This is a genomic window from uncultured Paenibacillus sp. (assembly GCF_963515335.1).
In the GTDB taxonomy this organism is placed as follows: Bacteria; Bacillota; Bacilli; order Paenibacillales; family Paenibacillaceae; genus Paenibacillus_I.
Genome location: NZ_CAUPYC010000006.1, coordinates 1 through 15,072, shown reverse-complemented (window position 1 = coordinate 15,072; position 15,072 = coordinate 1). Strand labels below are relative to the sequence as shown.

Annotated in this window: 15 protein-coding genes; 6 read left to right on the top strand and 9 right to left on the bottom strand. The window is 56.6% G+C overall.

Annotated features, from left to right (window positions below):
• Nucleotides 1-120: 120 nt before the first annotated feature.
• Nucleotides 121-1,719 carry a ribosomal protection-like ABC-F family protein gene (gene abc-f, locus RWM61_RS03500; protein WP_313997449.1) on the bottom strand — a complete coding sequence of 533 codons (1,599 nt, stop codon included), beginning with the start codon at nucleotides 1,717-1,719 and terminating at the stop codon, nucleotides 121-123.
• A 586-nt stretch (nucleotides 1,720-2,305) separates the two neighbouring features.
• On the opposite strand from abc-f, the gene RWM61_RS03495 reads away from it, so the two are divergent.
• Nucleotides 2,306-3,634 (top strand): FAD-dependent oxidoreductase, encoded by a 1,329-nt coding sequence (locus RWM61_RS03495; RefSeq protein ID WP_313997447.1) that lies wholly within the window; start codon nucleotides 2,306-2,308, stop codon nucleotides 3,632-3,634.
• A gap of 352 nt (nucleotides 3,635-3,986) precedes the next feature.
• Here RWM61_RS03495 and araA read toward each other — a convergent pair whose 3' ends face one another.
• The 3 genes from araA to araD are packed head-to-tail and all read right to left on the bottom strand — an operon-like array spanning nucleotide 3,987 to nucleotide 7,880.
• Nucleotides 3,987-5,468 carry an L-arabinose isomerase gene (araA, locus tag RWM61_RS03490; RefSeq protein ID WP_313997657.1) on the bottom strand — a complete coding sequence of 494 codons (1,482 nt, stop codon included), beginning with the start codon at nucleotides 5,466-5,468 and terminating at the stop codon, nucleotides 3,987-3,989.
• 7 nt (nucleotides 5,469-5,475) lie between these two features.
• On the bottom strand, nucleotides 5,476-7,146 hold the full coding sequence (locus tag RWM61_RS03485; protein WP_313997445.1) for a ribulokinase: 1,671 nt from the start codon (nucleotides 7,144-7,146) through the stop codon (nucleotides 5,476-5,478).
• A gap of 23 nt (nucleotides 7,147-7,169) precedes the next feature.
• The gene (gene araD / locus RWM61_RS03480) at nucleotides 7,170-7,880 is read right to left on the bottom strand and encodes an L-ribulose-5-phosphate 4-epimerase (RefSeq protein ID WP_313997443.1); all 711 of its coding nucleotides are present in this window, start codon (nucleotides 7,878-7,880) and stop codon (nucleotides 7,170-7,172) included.
• 432 nt (nucleotides 7,881-8,312) lie between these two features.
• Between araD and RWM61_RS03475 the strand changes: the two genes are divergently transcribed.
• From RWM61_RS03475 to RWM61_RS03465, 3 genes are all read left to right on the top strand, one after another.
• A complete protein-coding gene (locus tag RWM61_RS03475; RefSeq protein WP_313997441.1) occupies nucleotides 8,313-8,849 on the top strand; it encodes a hypothetical protein in 537 nt (178 codons plus the stop codon).
• Nucleotides 8,850-8,865: 16 nt separating this feature from the next.
• The gene (locus RWM61_RS03470; RefSeq protein WP_313997439.1) at nucleotides 8,866-9,435 is read left to right on the top strand and encodes a hypothetical protein; all 570 of its coding nucleotides are present in this window, start codon (nucleotides 8,866-8,868) and stop codon (nucleotides 9,433-9,435) included.
• Nucleotides 9,436-9,536: 101 nt separating this feature from the next.
• Nucleotides 9,537-10,226 (top strand): signal peptidase I, encoded by a 690-nt coding sequence (locus tag RWM61_RS03465; protein WP_313997437.1) that lies wholly within the window; start codon nucleotides 9,537-9,539, stop codon nucleotides 10,224-10,226.
• On the opposite strand, the gene RWM61_RS20200 is transcribed toward RWM61_RS03465, so the two are convergent.
• From RWM61_RS20200 to RWM61_RS03445, 5 genes are all read right to left on the bottom strand, one after another.
• A complete protein-coding gene (locus tag RWM61_RS20200) occupies nucleotides 10,185-10,340 on the bottom strand; it encodes a DUF6199 family natural product biosynthesis protein (RefSeq protein WP_399537861.1) in 156 nt (51 codons plus the stop codon). The genes RWM61_RS03465 and RWM61_RS20200 overlap by 42 nt on opposite strands.
• Before the next feature lie 69 nt (nucleotides 10,341-10,409).
• On the bottom strand, nucleotides 10,410-11,504 hold the full coding sequence (locus RWM61_RS03460) for a GntR family transcriptional regulator (RefSeq protein ID WP_313997435.1): 1,095 nt from the start codon (nucleotides 11,502-11,504) through the stop codon (nucleotides 10,410-10,412).
• A gap of 385 nt (nucleotides 11,505-11,889) precedes the next feature.
• Nucleotides 11,890-12,123 (bottom strand): hypothetical protein, encoded by a 234-nt coding sequence (locus tag RWM61_RS03455; RefSeq protein WP_313997433.1) that lies wholly within the window; start codon nucleotides 12,121-12,123, stop codon nucleotides 11,890-11,892.
• Nucleotides 12,120-12,554: a hypothetical protein gene (locus RWM61_RS03450; protein WP_313997431.1), complete on the bottom strand. Its 435-nt coding sequence runs from the start codon at nucleotides 12,552-12,554 to the stop codon at nucleotides 12,120-12,122. Before RWM61_RS03450 ends, RWM61_RS03455 begins: the two co-directional genes overlap by 4 nt.
• The gene (locus tag RWM61_RS03445; RefSeq protein ID WP_313997428.1) at nucleotides 12,551-13,150 is read right to left on the bottom strand and encodes a TIR domain-containing protein; all 600 of its coding nucleotides are present in this window, start codon (nucleotides 13,148-13,150) and stop codon (nucleotides 12,551-12,553) included. The genes RWM61_RS03450 and RWM61_RS03445 overlap by 4 nt, the downstream gene beginning before the upstream one ends.
• Before the next feature lie 249 nt (nucleotides 13,151-13,399).
• Here RWM61_RS03445 and kduI point away from each other — a divergent pair, with 249 nt between their 5' ends.
• Nucleotides 13,400-14,233 carry a 5-dehydro-4-deoxy-D-glucuronate isomerase gene (gene kduI, locus RWM61_RS03440; protein WP_313997426.1) on the top strand — a complete coding sequence of 278 codons (834 nt, stop codon included), beginning with the start codon at nucleotides 13,400-13,402 and terminating at the stop codon, nucleotides 14,231-14,233.
• Nucleotides 14,234-14,256: 23 nt separating this feature from the next.
• Complete coding sequence (locus RWM61_RS03435) at nucleotides 14,257-15,015, top strand: DeoR/GlpR family DNA-binding transcription regulator (RefSeq protein WP_313997424.1); 759 nt, start codon at nucleotides 14,257-14,259, stop codon at nucleotides 15,013-15,015.
• Nucleotides 15,016-15,072: the final 57 nt, after the last annotated feature.

The window sequence follows — 15,072 nt, the reverse complement described above, 5'->3', positions numbered from 1 at the left end:
CAAAAATCAGACACTTTTTATTTAACCCGCGGAAGGTAGGATCAAACGAAAGGCTGATGAAGCCGCTTTTTTCCAAGGAAAGCGTTTTAGTGTCGAATTTCCCGGGAAATAGGCGCAGCGTCATTTTCGGCCCAGCAGCTTCTTTAACTCGTTACGGCGGCTAGCCAGCTGACGAAACAATCTATCCAGCATGTCCGGATCATCCGCCGGGCCGGGCATGCCCAGCTTGCCCAAAACCTCCGAGAGCTTCGTTTCCGTCATCATCAGCTCCTCCTCGAGATCGGGCGCCCCGGCTTGCGCCGCTCGGAGCAGATGGTCTTCATAATCGGCGTATGTGCCGTCATAGCTGACGATCCTTCCATCCGTTATATGAAGGATCTGATTCGCCGCTCCGCGGATCAGGCGGCGGTCGTGCGAAACGAACAGCAGCGTGCCCTCGTAATCACGGAGCAATTGCTCCAATGCCTCAATTGAAGGAATATCGAGAAAGTTGGTCGGTTCGTCCAGGATCAGAAGATTAATGTCGCTGACAAAAAGCTTGGCGAAGGCGGCCTTCACCCTCTCTCCGCCGCTTAACACACCGACAGGCTTATAGACGTCGTCCCTTGTAAAAAGCAGCCTCGCCAGCACGTTGCGGACGACGGCGTCGGATTGCACCGCCGTTTCCGCGGCATTGGCCAAAACCGACTTCGCAGGGTTCAGTATGTCGAGGTTCTGACTGAAATAGCCCGGCTTGACGGCGGAAGCGATCGATACGCCGGCCTCCCTGCTCAATATCCGTTTGAGCAGCGTCGTTTTGCCCGAGCCGTTCGACCCGATCAACGCCGCCTTCCGGCCGGCTTGCAGCGCGAATGATACGTTGGACCATAATGTCCGTTCACCTGCCTTCGCCGTCAGCCGTTCGACCCGAATGGCCGTCAGCTTGTGCAGCGCCGCTTCATTCGGCAATTGCATCTTCACCCGCGGAAGCTCGCGCGGCTTCTCCACCCGTTCCAGCTTCTCGATTCGCGTCTCCAGCGCCTTGATCGATTTGTGCACGCCTTTCTGCGTCGACCCGCGAAAATCCTTGCCCCCCCGGGCTTCCGAAGGTCCCACACCGTTCGGCGGCTTCATCATCCCCGAGGCCTTGCCGTTCTTCAGGGCGACCGCTTCCTCCAGTTGGCGCCTCTTATCGACATAGGCTTCGTAACGTTCATGATGCTGCCGCTTCTCCAGCTCCCGCTGCGTCTCATAGTCGCTGTAACCGCCCTTGTACACGCGCACCGTCCGATCCTCGACCGCCCAGATACGGGAACAGATCCGGTCGAGAAACGCCCGGTCGTGGGAAACGACGACAATGGCCCCCTGGTACTGCCGGAAGCGCTCCTCCAATCTTTCGATCCGCTCGACGTCCAAATGCATGGTCGGCTCGTCGGCGAACAGCAGCTCCGACCGTGCGGCCAGCGCCTCATCGATATATCTCGCCGTCACTTCCCCGCCGCTCAAAAAGCCGATGTCAGGCTTAAGCTGGGGAATGAACGTCCTGGTCACCGTTGTCGTGACCGTGCCTTTGTCGGGTTCGAGCTGCCCTGCCAATATGCGCAGAAGCGTTGTTTTCCCGGTGCCGTTGAGGCCGACGACGCCGATTCGATCGTGCTTGCCGACGCTCAGCCTATCGAACGCAAATAACAGCCGATCCCCGATTGTATGTTCAATATGGTGACTTTCCAAAATCAGCACAAAAAAACCTCCTTGTCCGTGTTCCGGAAAGAAGGCGTTCGCGTGGCGGAAAAAGACCGTTGCCCGTATGGCGGCGGGCAGGCATAAAAGGTCCTTGCAGGCCGATGGCGAAGACGCGCAATCCTGTCCGGAACATCGCGAATAGAACGGCCGTTATCACCTGCGGCATGCTGCGCAGAATGGCCGGCTGTTTCGACACTGTACGCCGCCGCCCAGGCGGCTCGTCGCTTGCGATGCTTCGTTCAAACAGGATTAGCCCCACATCGGAGTAAAGGTCACCCTTTCCATGCTTGGTGGTCATAATCGTAACCGAACTGGGGAACTTTGGCAAGGGGGGAACGCCGGCACCTTTCTTGCCGTATCCGTTCCTTGGAGGTATAACGTGATTTATTTCACAAAAAGACTTGCATTTCGACTTCAACGGAGGTAAGATGATGGCAAGAGGTTGGATGTGAAACTAATCACAAATAAATTCGGTTCGCATTCCGTATAATGCGCCGCCCTTTATCGCATACTTTTATGTGAAACCATTCACGTAATCTAGCCGCCTTCATCCAACCCGCCAAACACCAAGGAGGAATTTTCGATGAAAATCATCGTTATCGGCTGTACCCACGCAGGAACCGCCGCCGTCACCCAGATGGCGTTGCTTTATCCGGATGCCGAGATTACCGTTTACGAACGCAACGACACGGTGTCGTTCCTGTCGTGCGGCATCGCTTTGCATGTCGGCGGCGTCGTCAAGGACGTCGATGAGCTTTTTTACGCCACACCCGCCCAGCTCGCCGAGCTCGGCGTCGCCACCCGGATGCGGCATGACGTGCTTGCGGTCGACACGGCAGCCAAGACGGTCCGGGTGCGCAACCTGAACACAGGCGACACGCTGACCGACACCTATGACAAGCTCGTCGTTACGACAGGCTCGTGGCCGATCATTCCCAATCTCCCGGGCATCGAGCTCGACAATGTCCAGCTGTGCAAAAACTACAGCCACGCCAAAGCGATCGTCGCGAAAGCCGAGCGCGCCAACCGCGTCACGGTTGTCGGCGCGGGCTATATCGGCATCGAGCTGGTCGAGGCGTTCGAGCAAATGGGCAAACAGGTGACGTTAATCGATAACGCGGACAGGGTGCTTTTCAAATACTTGGACCCGGCCTTCACGGAACGCGTCGAAGCGGAGCTGGCAGAACGCGGCGTGAAGCTGGCGCTTGACCGTACCGTCACGGGATTCCAAGGAGAAAACGGCAGAGTCGCGAGTGTCGTCACCACGGACGGCAGCTACGAGACAGACCTTGTTATTCTGTGCATCGGTTTCCGGCCTAATACGGAGCTGCTGAAGGGCCAGGTCGATATGCTGCCGAACGGCGCCATCATGACGGACGAGTATATGCGCACGAGCAACCCCGACGTGTTCGCGGCAGGCGACAGCTGTGCGGTGTACTATAATCCGCTGCAAACGCACGCCTACATCCCGCTCGCCACGAACGCGGTGCGGATGGGAACGCTCGTTGCGCGGAACCTGCTCGTCCCGACCGTCCAATACATGGGGACGCAAGGCACGTCGGGCATCCGCCTGTACGACTTGAATATCGCATCGACGGGGCTGACCGAGCAGGCGGCGCTTGACGCGGGCATTCATGTGAAAACAGTCACAATCGAGGAGGAGGACCGTCCCGGCTTCATGCCCCATGTCGAGAAGGTGCTGCTGAAAATCGTCTACGACGAAACGACCGGCCGCCTGATCGGCGCTCAGGTGCTCTCGAAGGCGGATCTGACGCAGTCGATCAATACGCTGTCGGTTTGCATCCAGAACGGCATGACCGTGGAACAACTGGGCTTCGTCGATTTCTTTTTCCAGCCGCACTTCAACAAGCCATGGAACGTATTGAACCGGGCGGCATTGCAGGCGATGTAACCTATATAGCATGTCCAATTGGATAAGGGTTCGCCCTCTCCATCACCGGATAGGGAATAGACTTCACTATCAATGAACTACGTTCGCTGTTTCGGGGCAGGGACTCCTCCGGTAGCGGAGTAATGAAGTAATTTCTCTAATAAAGAACAAAATTCACAATTTAGCGAACCTTCTTCACTAATCCGCCCGATGCGGGCGTAACGCAAAACGGCTAGCGAAATGAATGCGCTATTAGCGCAACAATTTCGCTAGCCGTTAGTATGATCCATGTCATTCGTTTTCCCGGCGCAGCTAGCAGCTCAGCCCGACGAGCGATCTGCCTTGGGGCCGGTCTCGCTGCCGCATCTTCCGATTAAAGCAGCTTCCAGGCGATATCGTTCAGCCGCAGCTCGCCCCGCAGCGCCGCCGGCTTCGTATCCTTGTCGATGACGACCGCTTCGATGCCGGCCATCTCGGCGAAATCGACCATCTGCTCGGTCGTGACCACATACGAGAAGCCGGTGTGATGCGCGCCTCCGGCGTGAATCCACGACTCGACGCCGTCCTTCAGGCTCGGCTGCACCTTCCACAGTACCCGTGCCACAGGCAGTTTAGGCAGCGCCTTCTCCGCTTCCACCGCCTCCACCTCGTTAATGATCAGGCGGAAGCGGCTGCCGAGATCGACGATCGACGCGTTGATCGCCGCGCCGCCGCGGCCGTTGAATACCATGCGCGCCGGGTCCTCCTTGCCGCCGATGCCGAGCGGATGCACCTCCAGCCGCGGCTTGCCGGCCGCGATCGTCGGGCACACCTCCAGCATATGCGAGCCGAGAACGAGCTCATTGCCCGGCTCGAGGTGGTACGTGTAGTCCTCCATGAACGACGTGCCTTCGTTGCCCGCGATGATTTTCATCAGCCGCACGAGCGCCGCCGTTTTCCAGTCGCCCTCGCCCGCAAAGCCGTAGCCGTCCTCCATCAGCCGCTGCACGGCGAGTCCGGGCAGCTGCTTCATGCCGTGCAGATCCTCGAACGTCGTCGTGAAAGCGGTGAAGCCGCCCTCTTCGAGGAACGAGCGAAGACCGAGCTCGATGCGCGCCTGATACGCGATCGCATCGCGCTTCTCCTGGCTTTCCGCCACGATTTCGTATTTCTGCGCGTACTCATCCATCAGCTTATTGACGGCGTCTACCGACACGGCATTCATCCGGGCAACCAGGTCGCCGATGCCGTAGCCGTTCACCGACCAGCCGAATTGAATTTCGGCTTCCACCTTATCGCCTTCGGTTACCGCCACTTGACGCATATTGTCGCCGAAGCGGGCCACCTTGAGCGAGCGGCTCTCCGCGACTGCCGCAGCGGTGCGCTGCCAGCCGCCGATCTGCCTGCGGACGTCCGCATTTGCCCAGTGTCCGAACACGACCTTGCGCGGAATGCCCATGCGGGCGGCGATGAAGCCGTGCTCGCGGTCGCCGTGCGCCGCCTGGTTCGTGTTCATGAAGTCCATGTCGATCGTATCCCACGGAATATCGCGATTGTATTGGGTCGCGAAGTGAAGATACGGCTTCTTCAGCTGGGAAAAACCGCGGATCCACATTTTCGAAGGCGAAAAGGTGTGCATCCACGTGATGATCCCCGCGCAGTTGTCGTCCGCGTTCGCGTCGATCATCAGGCGGCGGATATCGTCCGGCGTCGTCAGCACCGATTTAAACACGATTTCGTAAGAAACGGCGGCATCGCCGTTCAGGCCTTCGACCATCTCGCGGGAGTGCGCCTCCACCTCCTGCAGCGTTTCGGGGCCGTACAAATGCTGGCTGCCGGTAACGAACCAGAATTGATAGGGTTTGGTTTGCAACATCATAAGATTATGCCTCCTCTTTAATGGCTTTCAGCCGTTTCATGACGTCGTTCCCGCCGCGGCCGAAATAATCGTGAAGCTTCGAGTATTCCTGGTACAGCTTCTCGTACACGGCGACATTGTCCGGAATCGGCTTGAATGTCTCTTCGCGCACGCGCGCCATCTTCTTCGCCGCTTCGACGATCGAATCGTAGCCGCCGCCTGCCGAGCCCGCCGCAACCGCGGCGAACATGGCCGCGCCGAGCGCCGGCGTCTGCCTGGAAGCTGCAATCTTGATCTCGCGGTTCGTGACGTCGGCATAGATTTGCATCAGCAGGCGGTTTTTCTGCGGCAGGCCGCCGCAAGCGTACAGCTCGTTCACTTCGACGCCGTTCTCATGGAACGCGTCGACGATTTTGCGCGTGCCGAAAGCGGTCGCCTCAAGCAGCGCGCGGTAAATCTCCTCCGGCTTGGTCAGCAGCGTGCAGCCGAGCAGCAAGCCGGTCAAGTCCGTGTCCACCAATACGGAACGGTTGCCGTTCCACCAATCGAGCGCGAGCAGGCCGGATTGGCCCGGCTTGTAGGCGGAAGCTTTCTTTTCCAGCCACTCGTGAACGCTGACGCCGTCCTGCTGCGCCGCTTCTTTCACATAGGCCGGTACCGCTTCCTCCACATACCACTCGAAAATGTCGCCGACCGCCGATTGGCCGGCCTCATAGCCGAGGTAACCGGGAATAATGCCGTCTTCGACGACGCCGCACATGCCTTCGACTTCCTTCTCCTCGCTGCCGAGCAGCATATGGCAGATCGACGTGCCCATCGCCATGACGAGCTTGCCCGGTTCGGTGACGCCCACCGCCGGCACGGCCGCATGCGCGTCGACGTTGCCGACCGCGACCGCGATGCCCGGCTTCAAGCCGGTCAGCGCCGCCATTTCCGCCGTCAGTCCGCCCGCGTTGGTGCCGAGCGGAACGATATCGCCGCGCAGCTTCGTTTCGGCGAGCTTCTCCAGCCTCGGGTCCAGCGCCTTGAAAAAGTCGTTCGACGGATAGCCGTCCCGCTTATGCCAGATCGCCTTGTAGCCCGCCGTACAGCTGTTGCGGGCGACGTTGCCGGTCATCCGGAAAATGACCCAATCGGTCGCCTCCAGAAACTGATCGGCCTGCTCGTAAAGGTCCGGCGCCTCGTCGAGGATTTGCCATGCCTTGGCGATCATCCACTCGGATGAGATTTTGCCGCCGTAACGCGGGAGGAACTTCTCGCCGCGCGCAGCCGCGATCTCGTTGATCCGGTTCGCCTCGTCCTGCGCCGCGTGGTGCTTCCACAGCTTCACCCAGCTGTGCGGATTGTCCTTGTATTCCGACAGCAGGCAAAGCGGGTTGCCTTCCTTGTCGACCGGCAGCATCGTGCAGGCCGTGAAATCGATGCCGATGCCGATGACGTCCGCCGGATCGATGCCCGATTGCCGCAGCACCGCAGGCACCGAGCGTTTCAACACTTCGATGTAATCCGCCGGATGCTGCAGCGCCCAGTCATGCTCGAGCTTGATGCGCGATTCCGGCAGCTCCTCGTCGATAACGTGGTGAGGATAAGGGGTGACGTGATCGGCCACTTCGGTACCGTCCGCCAGATCGACGAGCACGGCCCGCCCGGATTGGGTGCCGTAGTCGACGCCGATCGCGTATTTTTTGCCGCTCATGCGAGGTTCAACTCCTTTGTCGGTTATGGTTGTTCCGGGTTCGATTGCCCGTAGTAAGCGTTAGCGCCATGCTTCCGCAGAAAATGCTTGTCAAGCAGCGTCTGGTCCATCGCCCCGACTTCCTGGTTGAGCCGCACCGTACGGTGGCCGATTTTGGCGACCTCCTCCAGCACGACCGCATTGTGGAGCGCTTCATGCGCATCCTTGCCCCAGGCGAACGGCGCATGGGCGTAGACGAGCACGCCGGGCACCATCGCCGGATCGATGCCGCGCGAACGGAACGTTTCGATAATGACGTTGCCGGTCTCGAGCTCGTAAGCCCCCTTGATTTCGGCTTCCGTCATCGGCCGCGTGCACGGCACCTCGCCGTAGAAATAATCCGCGTGCGTCGTGCCCATCGCCGGGATGCCCATACCCGCCTGCGCCCAGCTGGTCGCCCAAGGCGAGTGGGTGTGCACGATGCCGCCGATCGCGGGAAAAGCTTTATATAAGGCCAGATGCGTCGGCGTGTCCGACGAAGGCTTCAGCGAGCCCTCCACCTTGTTGCCCTCCAAATCGACGACGACGAGGTCGTCCCGCTTCAGCTCCTCGTAAGGCACGCCGCTCGGCTTGATGACGACGAGCCCGCGCTCACGGTCGATACCGCTTACATTTCCCCACGTGAACGTGACCATTTTATATTTCGGCAGATCCAGATTCGCTTCCAACACCTCTTGCTTCAGCTGCTTCAACAACAAGTCCCTCTCCTTTCTTCGCGTGCTTCCCTGCTTCTGTCTCCCATTATACACTTGTACGTACATCTGAACAACAATTATTTAAAAAGCTTTCGGTTGTCCCTACATGTTGCCGTCGATTCGTGGCGTATTTCTGAATAATACGGCTACTTTAGTCTGATTGAATTAAAAAAATTAAATTATGTTTGCATTTTGAATAACATTTTAGTACGATTTTCCTATAAGGAAAGCTAGGAACCCGCTTCGCAATGTGGACGCCTGAAGGATGGGGAGCCGGCAGCGCAACCCGCCTGATCGCTCCGATCGATGGGGTATTTGGCGCGCTTTATAATCGGGCTGATATCGGGGAGGGGATTACGCATAACGGAAGCATAACGGAAGCATCATGGAGAACATCGACGCATAGATTGGAATATTGAGGAGGAACCCGAAATGAAGAAAAAGAGATTAATATTTATTCTGGCAATCATCGCGATTATGGCATCGACGGCGATCAGCTTTGCCGCCAATTCAACGACAACCAGCGTAACGGTTACCGGCAGCACGAATAAAATGGATGCAACCGCAGTAACCGTAGCGGCAGACCGGCCTTCCTGGAGCCCGACGGTTAACAGGGCCGGAGAGATTACACAAGGGGAACTTTTTCAAATCGACGCCACTGGCAATGCTTCAACCGAAATTATAGCCTCACTTTATGTGACCAATCCAGATGACTTGGCAAAAGCCTATAGCTATTTAAACATGACAATTGCCGTTTATTATGAAGACACTACCGATCCACTAGCGCCTGTCTGGAAGGAGCTTACCACCAGCGACACCGCATTATTATCCCTTTCGAACGGTTACGTTACATTGAAATTGACAGGCCAACAAAAATACCGAATCGGCGTCAAAGAAGGCTCTTATTATGCTCTGAACACATCCGTTGCAGCGAACCTCGCTCCACAGTTCACCATAGATTTACGTTAATAAATAACACTAATCGATGAATACTAAGCGCAAATATATATTCGCCGCAGTCGTCGCTACGTTTTTAACCATCAATCTCATGATCTGGGCAGCCACTACCATATCGCTGCAAATCGACGTCACGCCGGGCAGCACGCTGCCTGACGGCAAAATGGCCGCCGTGACCCCGTTGTCCGGAAGCTTCACCGTAAAGAAAGGCAAAGCGCAGGTCGTAAACGGCGTCGAGCTTTTCCGGCTTGACCTGGGTTCTCCGACCTTCAGCGATCAGGCGGCCATCCACCTGTCTTTGCTTAACCCGACCGACATCGGCAAGGCGCTCAACAACAAAAACGCCTTTATCGACGTCGCCGTTTGGTATGAGGACAGCAGCTCCGCCTACACGCTGAGCGACGGCGTGACGAAAGTGTCCAAGGATGTGAACGCCACGGGACGGATGAGCGAGCAGTGGGGCAATGTGATCCTGCAGCCCACCGTTCCCGGCCAAACCAGGCTGTACATCCTGGCCAGCATTACCGTTCCGGGCGGCCAGCCGCCAGGACAACAACAGCAGCTGACTTCGCTTCGGTTCTATGTTGACGTCAGGTAGTTTCGATAACCGGTAGACGTTGAAGCAGCGGCGAAAGCGGGGAAAGCCTGCTTCGCCGCTTTTGTGTAGAAACGGCTTGGACAAGGGGAGGGCGGGCAAAGATGATGCGAGCGTTGGTCGATTATTTGGGCAGGATCGTTACCTTTCTGGCACTGGCCGTATTGGTAACGGCAACGCTGTATTTTCAATATTTCACCCCGCCCTTTGCCGCTATCCCCAGCCGCAGCATGGAGCCGCTGTTTCAAGTCGGCACATTGATCCTTGTCGAGAAAATCAATCCGATGAACATCAAAGCCGGAGATATCATCGTCGTCGATGTCCCGGCGATCGTGCAGGACCGCTACAATTATCCCGCTTCCATCGTGCATCGTGTCGTGAAGGTGAACCGGCTGGGGCCGGATCCGACTTTTCGGATCAAGGGGGACAATAATCCCGAGGAGGATCCGTTTACCGTTCTGCCGGAGCAGGTAGCGGGTACGGTGAAGAAATCCATTCCTTACGCAGGCTACGCCGTGCTTTTTTTGCACAGCAAGCAGGGCTTCTATTTCATCCTTTCCGCAAGTATCATCTATGTGCTGTACGTACTCTCGGAGAAGATCGAGCAGGCGGGCAGAACGCTCAAAAAGGGGATCTCCGCGCTTATATTCGCCGATGTCCTGTCCCGCATGGACGAAATGGAGCGAACGCAAGAGCGGAGCATACAGCGGCTCGAACAGGTGATACACGAACAAAATGAGCTCATCGCCGAGCTAGTCAAACAAAAAAATGATTATTCCCGCCAAACCAATTAAGAAGCATATCCCCCCACCGATGCGGGTATTCATAATATACAGATCTGAAGGTTCGGTTGCGTCTTTAGAGGTCCATTGTTCTGTGAGTGACCAAAATAAAGTTGTCTTCCACATCATCAATATTCCGGCTAGCAGCAGAATCACACTAAGGAAAATCAACGACGACACCCCTTAACCAAGCATTTACACATTTATTGCCCGGGTCGATTCGCGTAAGATCAACTCCGGTTTATACACGATGTCGGCACCGGTTTCTCCGGGTTTGCCCGCGATCAGGTCGAGCAGGAGTTCCGCGGCTTGGGCGCCCATTTCCGTTTTCGGATGCGTCAATGTCGTCAGCTTCGTGTCCGCGGCCGATGCGAGCGTCGAGTCGTCGAAACCCACAATCGACAGGTCCTCCGGCACGCGAATGCCGGCCGCTCTCGCCGTCCCCATCAGCGCCAAGGCCAACTCATCGTTGTAGCAGACGAACGCCGTCGGGCGTCCCTCCGCCTTCAGCAGAGCGAGCGCGGCGGCATGCGGCTTCGTTTGCTTTTCCTCCGAGGAGTAGTAGGCGACCGCGTCCGGAATCATCGGCACCTCATAGTGGCGATGCGCGCGAATGAACCCTTTCATCCGGTTCGCTCCCTGCAGGTCATCCGTTTTGAAAAAGCCCGCGATCCGCCGGTGGCCCAGCTTGATCAGATGCTCCGCCGCCAGGAAGCCGCCTTCCTCGTCATCCACCTTCAGGCACGGACAGTCCAGCTCGGGGTAGCGCTCGTTGATCATGACGAAGGGGATGCCGTGATATTGAAGCGTCATGTATTCGTTCAGGTTCGGATTGCCTTGCGCGCTTTTCGTCGGTTCGATGATGAGCCCGGAGAGCGAATGGCCGAGCATGGACCGCAGCCCTTCCTTCTCCTTCTTCTTGTCGTTGTCCGTACTGGAAAGCAGCAATCCGTATCCCCGTTCCCTCAATACCGCCTCCGCTCCCCGCACGATGTGCGGAAAAATATAATCCGATATATACGTGGTAACCATCCCGATCGTCGGCGTATCCCTGACCGGTCTCGCCTTCGGCGCGGATACGAACGTTCCCTTGCCCTGCTTCCGGTACAGCAGACCTTCCTTCTCCAGCTCGCCCAGCGTCTGCCTTACCGTCTGCCGGCTCAGGCCGAACTGCGCGGCGATTTCGTTCTCCGAAGGCATGAGATCATCCGGCTTCAGCCGCCCGGTATGGAACCACGACATTATCTCTTCCTTCAACTGCTTGTATTTCGGCAATTCCTTCCGGTTCATGGCTCACCCCGTACGCATAGGCTTCCGTGTTGGCTACCGCCATTATAGCACTCGTTCACTTGTACGTACAATTCAAAAATCCGAATGGTGTTTTGGACAACAGCCTTAAATCAAGTATTAACTGTGGTGGCCATTTTATCGATTGTATTCGTGGTGCGACAAATATTTTAAAAATTTTGAGCCCAAAAACAAGAACTCCACAGAGTCAGTGATGAGTTAGAGAAACTGAATGCCAGAGTGGATAAGAGGTAAGAAATAAGCACAGGCCGGCATGCGCTGGCTATGGGCGCGTCGCGTATTGCATTGATGTGAGAAGCGAAAAAAATAGACAATGAAGCAAAGCAACAAAAAAACCGCCCGGCCAATAAGCCGAAGCGGTTTGTATTTATCGAGCGAACGTAGGCTTCCGGTCGGTAACCTTGCCGCTGATGACTTTTACATACTCTTTGTCTACGCCTTCAACAGACGGACCGATAAATACTCCGGTCTTAGTATCGCGCTCCACCCATTTTCCGCTGCTATTGGTATGCGCAAACCGAACACCGGCCTGCCCTCCATGACGGCTGTTCTTGACGGATCCGAAGGCACGGACCCCTGCTTTTCTCGGAAGTTTGCTCATATCGAATCCCCTCCGACCAAATGTCTTATGGTGGCCAGCAGCTCGCCGTTTACCTCAACCACTGCTGCCAATTCCTCAAAGCTCAAGCTTTTATTACCCGAAATGTGAACGGAGAGAACATGTTCCTTACCTAAAGAATAGCACAAGACGTATACCTCGGCAATCTCCTGTCGCGTGAAAAAGGACCATCCGCCGCTCTTGAAGGCGTCCACGACATAGATTTTCTGATCCTCATCCTTTTTGCCCCCATTCTCGTCCAACCGAAAGGTTCTTCCCCTACCGACATTGCCACCGACTTGACCAATATTCTCCTCATCGATCTTCTTCCAGATAGCCGCCCCGGTAATCCTGAATTCGGGCGGTGGCAGCAAGGAGTTGCGGATGGCCTCGGCGTAAGCCGGATATCGTTTTGCAGGGTCGGAGACGGTCATGTTTCTAGTATATTCCCAGAAGAAGTGCAGGATGCTTTGTTTCCGTTCAAGCTGTGCCCGTTGTTCAGCAAGGAGCTTTCTAGGGTCTTTGAACAGGCCTTCCCGTTCGATCGCTTTAGTGATCTCCCCGCAAGCCGCATCCACCGCCGCAATATACTTCCGTCATCTCGGAGTCCGTATTCGAGCAGCGTGAGGCCAACCAGGTCCGACGGAAGATGGAATTTCGAGGCGTTTAATCCTTCACTGTTTTCGGCGCGGTCGGAAAGATCCCGGGGAATGATGCAGAAAACCCGCCTTCTGCCTAGTCTGCCCCAAAACAACCCCATTTCGAACAAGGTGTTGTCGCGGGTAATGAAAACGAGCTTTTTGCGAATCCAAGCCACGTCCTCGGCAGCGAATATGAATACACCGAAGTCGTTAGCGTCAAGCTCACGTTCAAGCGCTTCCATCGTGTAATCATTAGCCCCGAAAGTTCCGGCGTACCAGGGATTGACCTGCGCCTTCCATTCAAGGTGAGAACTTACCGCTCGCGCATAATCAATCGCTTCGCGTGAGCATCCAATAAAGACGTTTGGTTTTCGATAGGTCGTTGTCACGGCACCGATCTCCTTAATGGGTTTGAATTTCCCCAGCCTTATAAGTATACAAGCTCTCCCAGCAATGGGGAAGCCTGTACGTCACCGGTAGCGTTCGACCGGCAATCACCGGATGAAGCATAGTCCAACAATGTAAATACCATCTTCGCACAGCAGCTTTCTCTTGCACCAACGTTCATATTGGAGTAAAGTAAACTTAAATGAACTTTTAACAAACCAATATGAACCCATCAAAAGGAGAGATCGACGATGGACATCCGCTATGCCTCCCACCCGAACGAAGTGAAAGGTTTCGACACCGCCCGGCTGCGCGACGAATTTCTGATCGAATCGCTGTTCCGGCCCGGCGAGCTAACGCTCACTTACAGCCATGTGGACCGCTTTATCGTGGGCGGCGTTCTGCCGATCGGCGGCGCAATCAGGATTGAGGCCGACAAGAAGGAAATGGGCGCCGAGCATTTTCTCGACCGCAGGGAAATCGGCATTATCAATATCGGCGGCAGGGGAACCGTAACGGTGGACGGCACGGCCTACGACATGGAAACGAAGGACTGCCTGTACATCGGACGCGGCGCCAAAGAGGTTGCGTTTGCAAGCGCGGATGCGGCATCGCCGGCCAAGTTCTACTTCAATTCCTGTCCGGCGCACCAGACGTATCCAACCGTCAAAGCGGCGATCAGCGAGGCGAACCCGCGCCACCTCGGCAGCCTGACGAACTCCAACGAGCGGACGATCTACCAATACATCCACGAGAACGGCATCCGAAGCTGCCAGCTCGTGATGGGCCTGACGATGCTGAAAGCCGGCAACATGTGGAACACCATGCCCTGCCACACGCACAACCGCCGCTCCGAGGTGTATTTCTACTTCGACATGCCGGAGGACGGCGTCGTTTTCCACCTGATGGGCGAGCCGCGGGAGACGCGCCACGTCGTCGTTCGCAACGAGCAGTCGGTCATCTCGCCGAGCTGGTCGATCCACAGCGGTGTCGGCACGTCCAACTATACGTTTATCTGGGGCATGGCCGGCGAGAATCAGGCGTTCGACGACATGGACATGGTTGCGATGAAGGACTTGAAATAGCAGACGAAAGCGGATGAGGGCAAATGAACGCAGTACGGCGATATGAAGCGATTATGGAGCAGCTGCTGTCGCAAAAGGAGGTCACCGTAGCCGAGCTCAGCGACCGGCTTCAAGTGACCGGCAAAACAATTCGCGAGGACCTCGCGAAGCTCGAGGAGAAAGGGCTTCTTCTGCGTGTGCACGGCGGGGCGGTGCTGGCGCAGAGCGAGCAGCTCGGGATCCTGCCGGCCAAGGAGCCGTTCACCAGGCACAATACGGAGAAGGCCGAGATCGCCGGCCTTGCGATGCGCTATATCGAGGACGGCGACATCATCGCGCTGGACGGCGGCTCGACGACGTTCGAGATCGCCCGCAAGCTTGACAACCGTCCGCTGACCGTCATTACGAACGATGTTTTCATCATCGGCGAGCTTGCCCGCAAGCCCGATATCCGGCTCGTGGTGCCGGGCGGAGCACGCTTGCGCAATATGCTGATCGGACCGGAGGCGGCGGCGCTCGTGCGCACGTTCAACGTGCGGAAGGCGTTTCTTTCCTCGACCGGCGTGCATGCCGAATACGGCTTCTCGATTTATACGGGTGATTTTCTCGATTTCAAGCGGGCGTTGATCGAATCGGCAAGGGAGCGCTATGTGGTGGCGGATCGGCATAAATTCGGCACAGTTGCGCTGCGGACTTTTGCCAGATTGACGGAGGTCAACGCGATTCTGACGGACGGCGGGCTCGATCGCGGGACGGCGGAGACGTTCCGAAAGGCCGGCGTCCGGGTCGAATATGAACAGTAAGCGGAGCCATTCCTGTAATGAAGTAATTTGAGCTTTGAGCAAAAAAGCGCCGCTTGT

Bases quoted from the DNA above. Each gene is read 5' to 3' on its own strand.
- RWM61_RS03495 (WP_313997447.1), top strand. From the start codon at position 2,306: ATGAAAATCATCGTTATCGGCTGTACCCACGCAGGAACCGCCGCCGTC.
- araA (WP_313997657.1), bottom strand. From the start codon at position 5,468: ATGTTGCAAACCAAACCCTATCAATTCTGGTTCGTTACCGGCAGCCAG.
- RWM61_RS03485 (WP_313997445.1), bottom strand. From the start codon at position 7,146: ATGAGCGGCAAAAAATACGCGATCGGCGTCGACTACGGCACCCAATCC.
- RWM61_RS03475 (WP_313997441.1), top strand. From the start codon at position 8,313: ATGAAGAAAAAGAGATTAATATTTATTCTGGCAATCATCGCGATTATG.
- RWM61_RS03470 (WP_313997439.1), top strand. From the start codon at position 8,866: ATGAATACTAAGCGCAAATATATATTCGCCGCAGTCGTCGCTACGTTT.
- RWM61_RS03465 (WP_313997437.1), top strand. From the start codon at position 9,537: ATGATGCGAGCGTTGGTCGATTATTTGGGCAGGATCGTTACCTTTCTG.
- RWM61_RS20200 (WP_399537861.1), bottom strand. From the start codon at position 10,340: ATGTGGAAGACAACTTTATTTTGGTCACTCACAGAACAATGGACCTCT.
- RWM61_RS03460 (WP_313997435.1), bottom strand. From the start codon at position 11,504: ATGAACCGGAAGGAATTGCCGAAATACAAGCAGTTGAAGGAAGAGATA.
- RWM61_RS03455 (WP_313997433.1), bottom strand. From the start codon at position 12,123: ATGAGCAAACTTCCGAGAAAAGCAGGGGTCCGTGCCTTCGGATCCGTC.
- RWM61_RS03450 (WP_313997431.1), bottom strand. From the start codon at position 12,554: ATGACCGTCTCCGACCCTGCAAAACGATATCCGGCTTACGCCGAGGCC.
- kduI (WP_313997426.1), top strand. From the start codon at position 13,400: ATGGACATCCGCTATGCCTCCCACCCGAACGAAGTGAAAGGTTTCGAC.
- RWM61_RS03435 (WP_313997424.1), top strand. From the start codon at position 14,257: ATGAACGCAGTACGGCGATATGAAGCGATTATGGAGCAGCTGCTGTCG.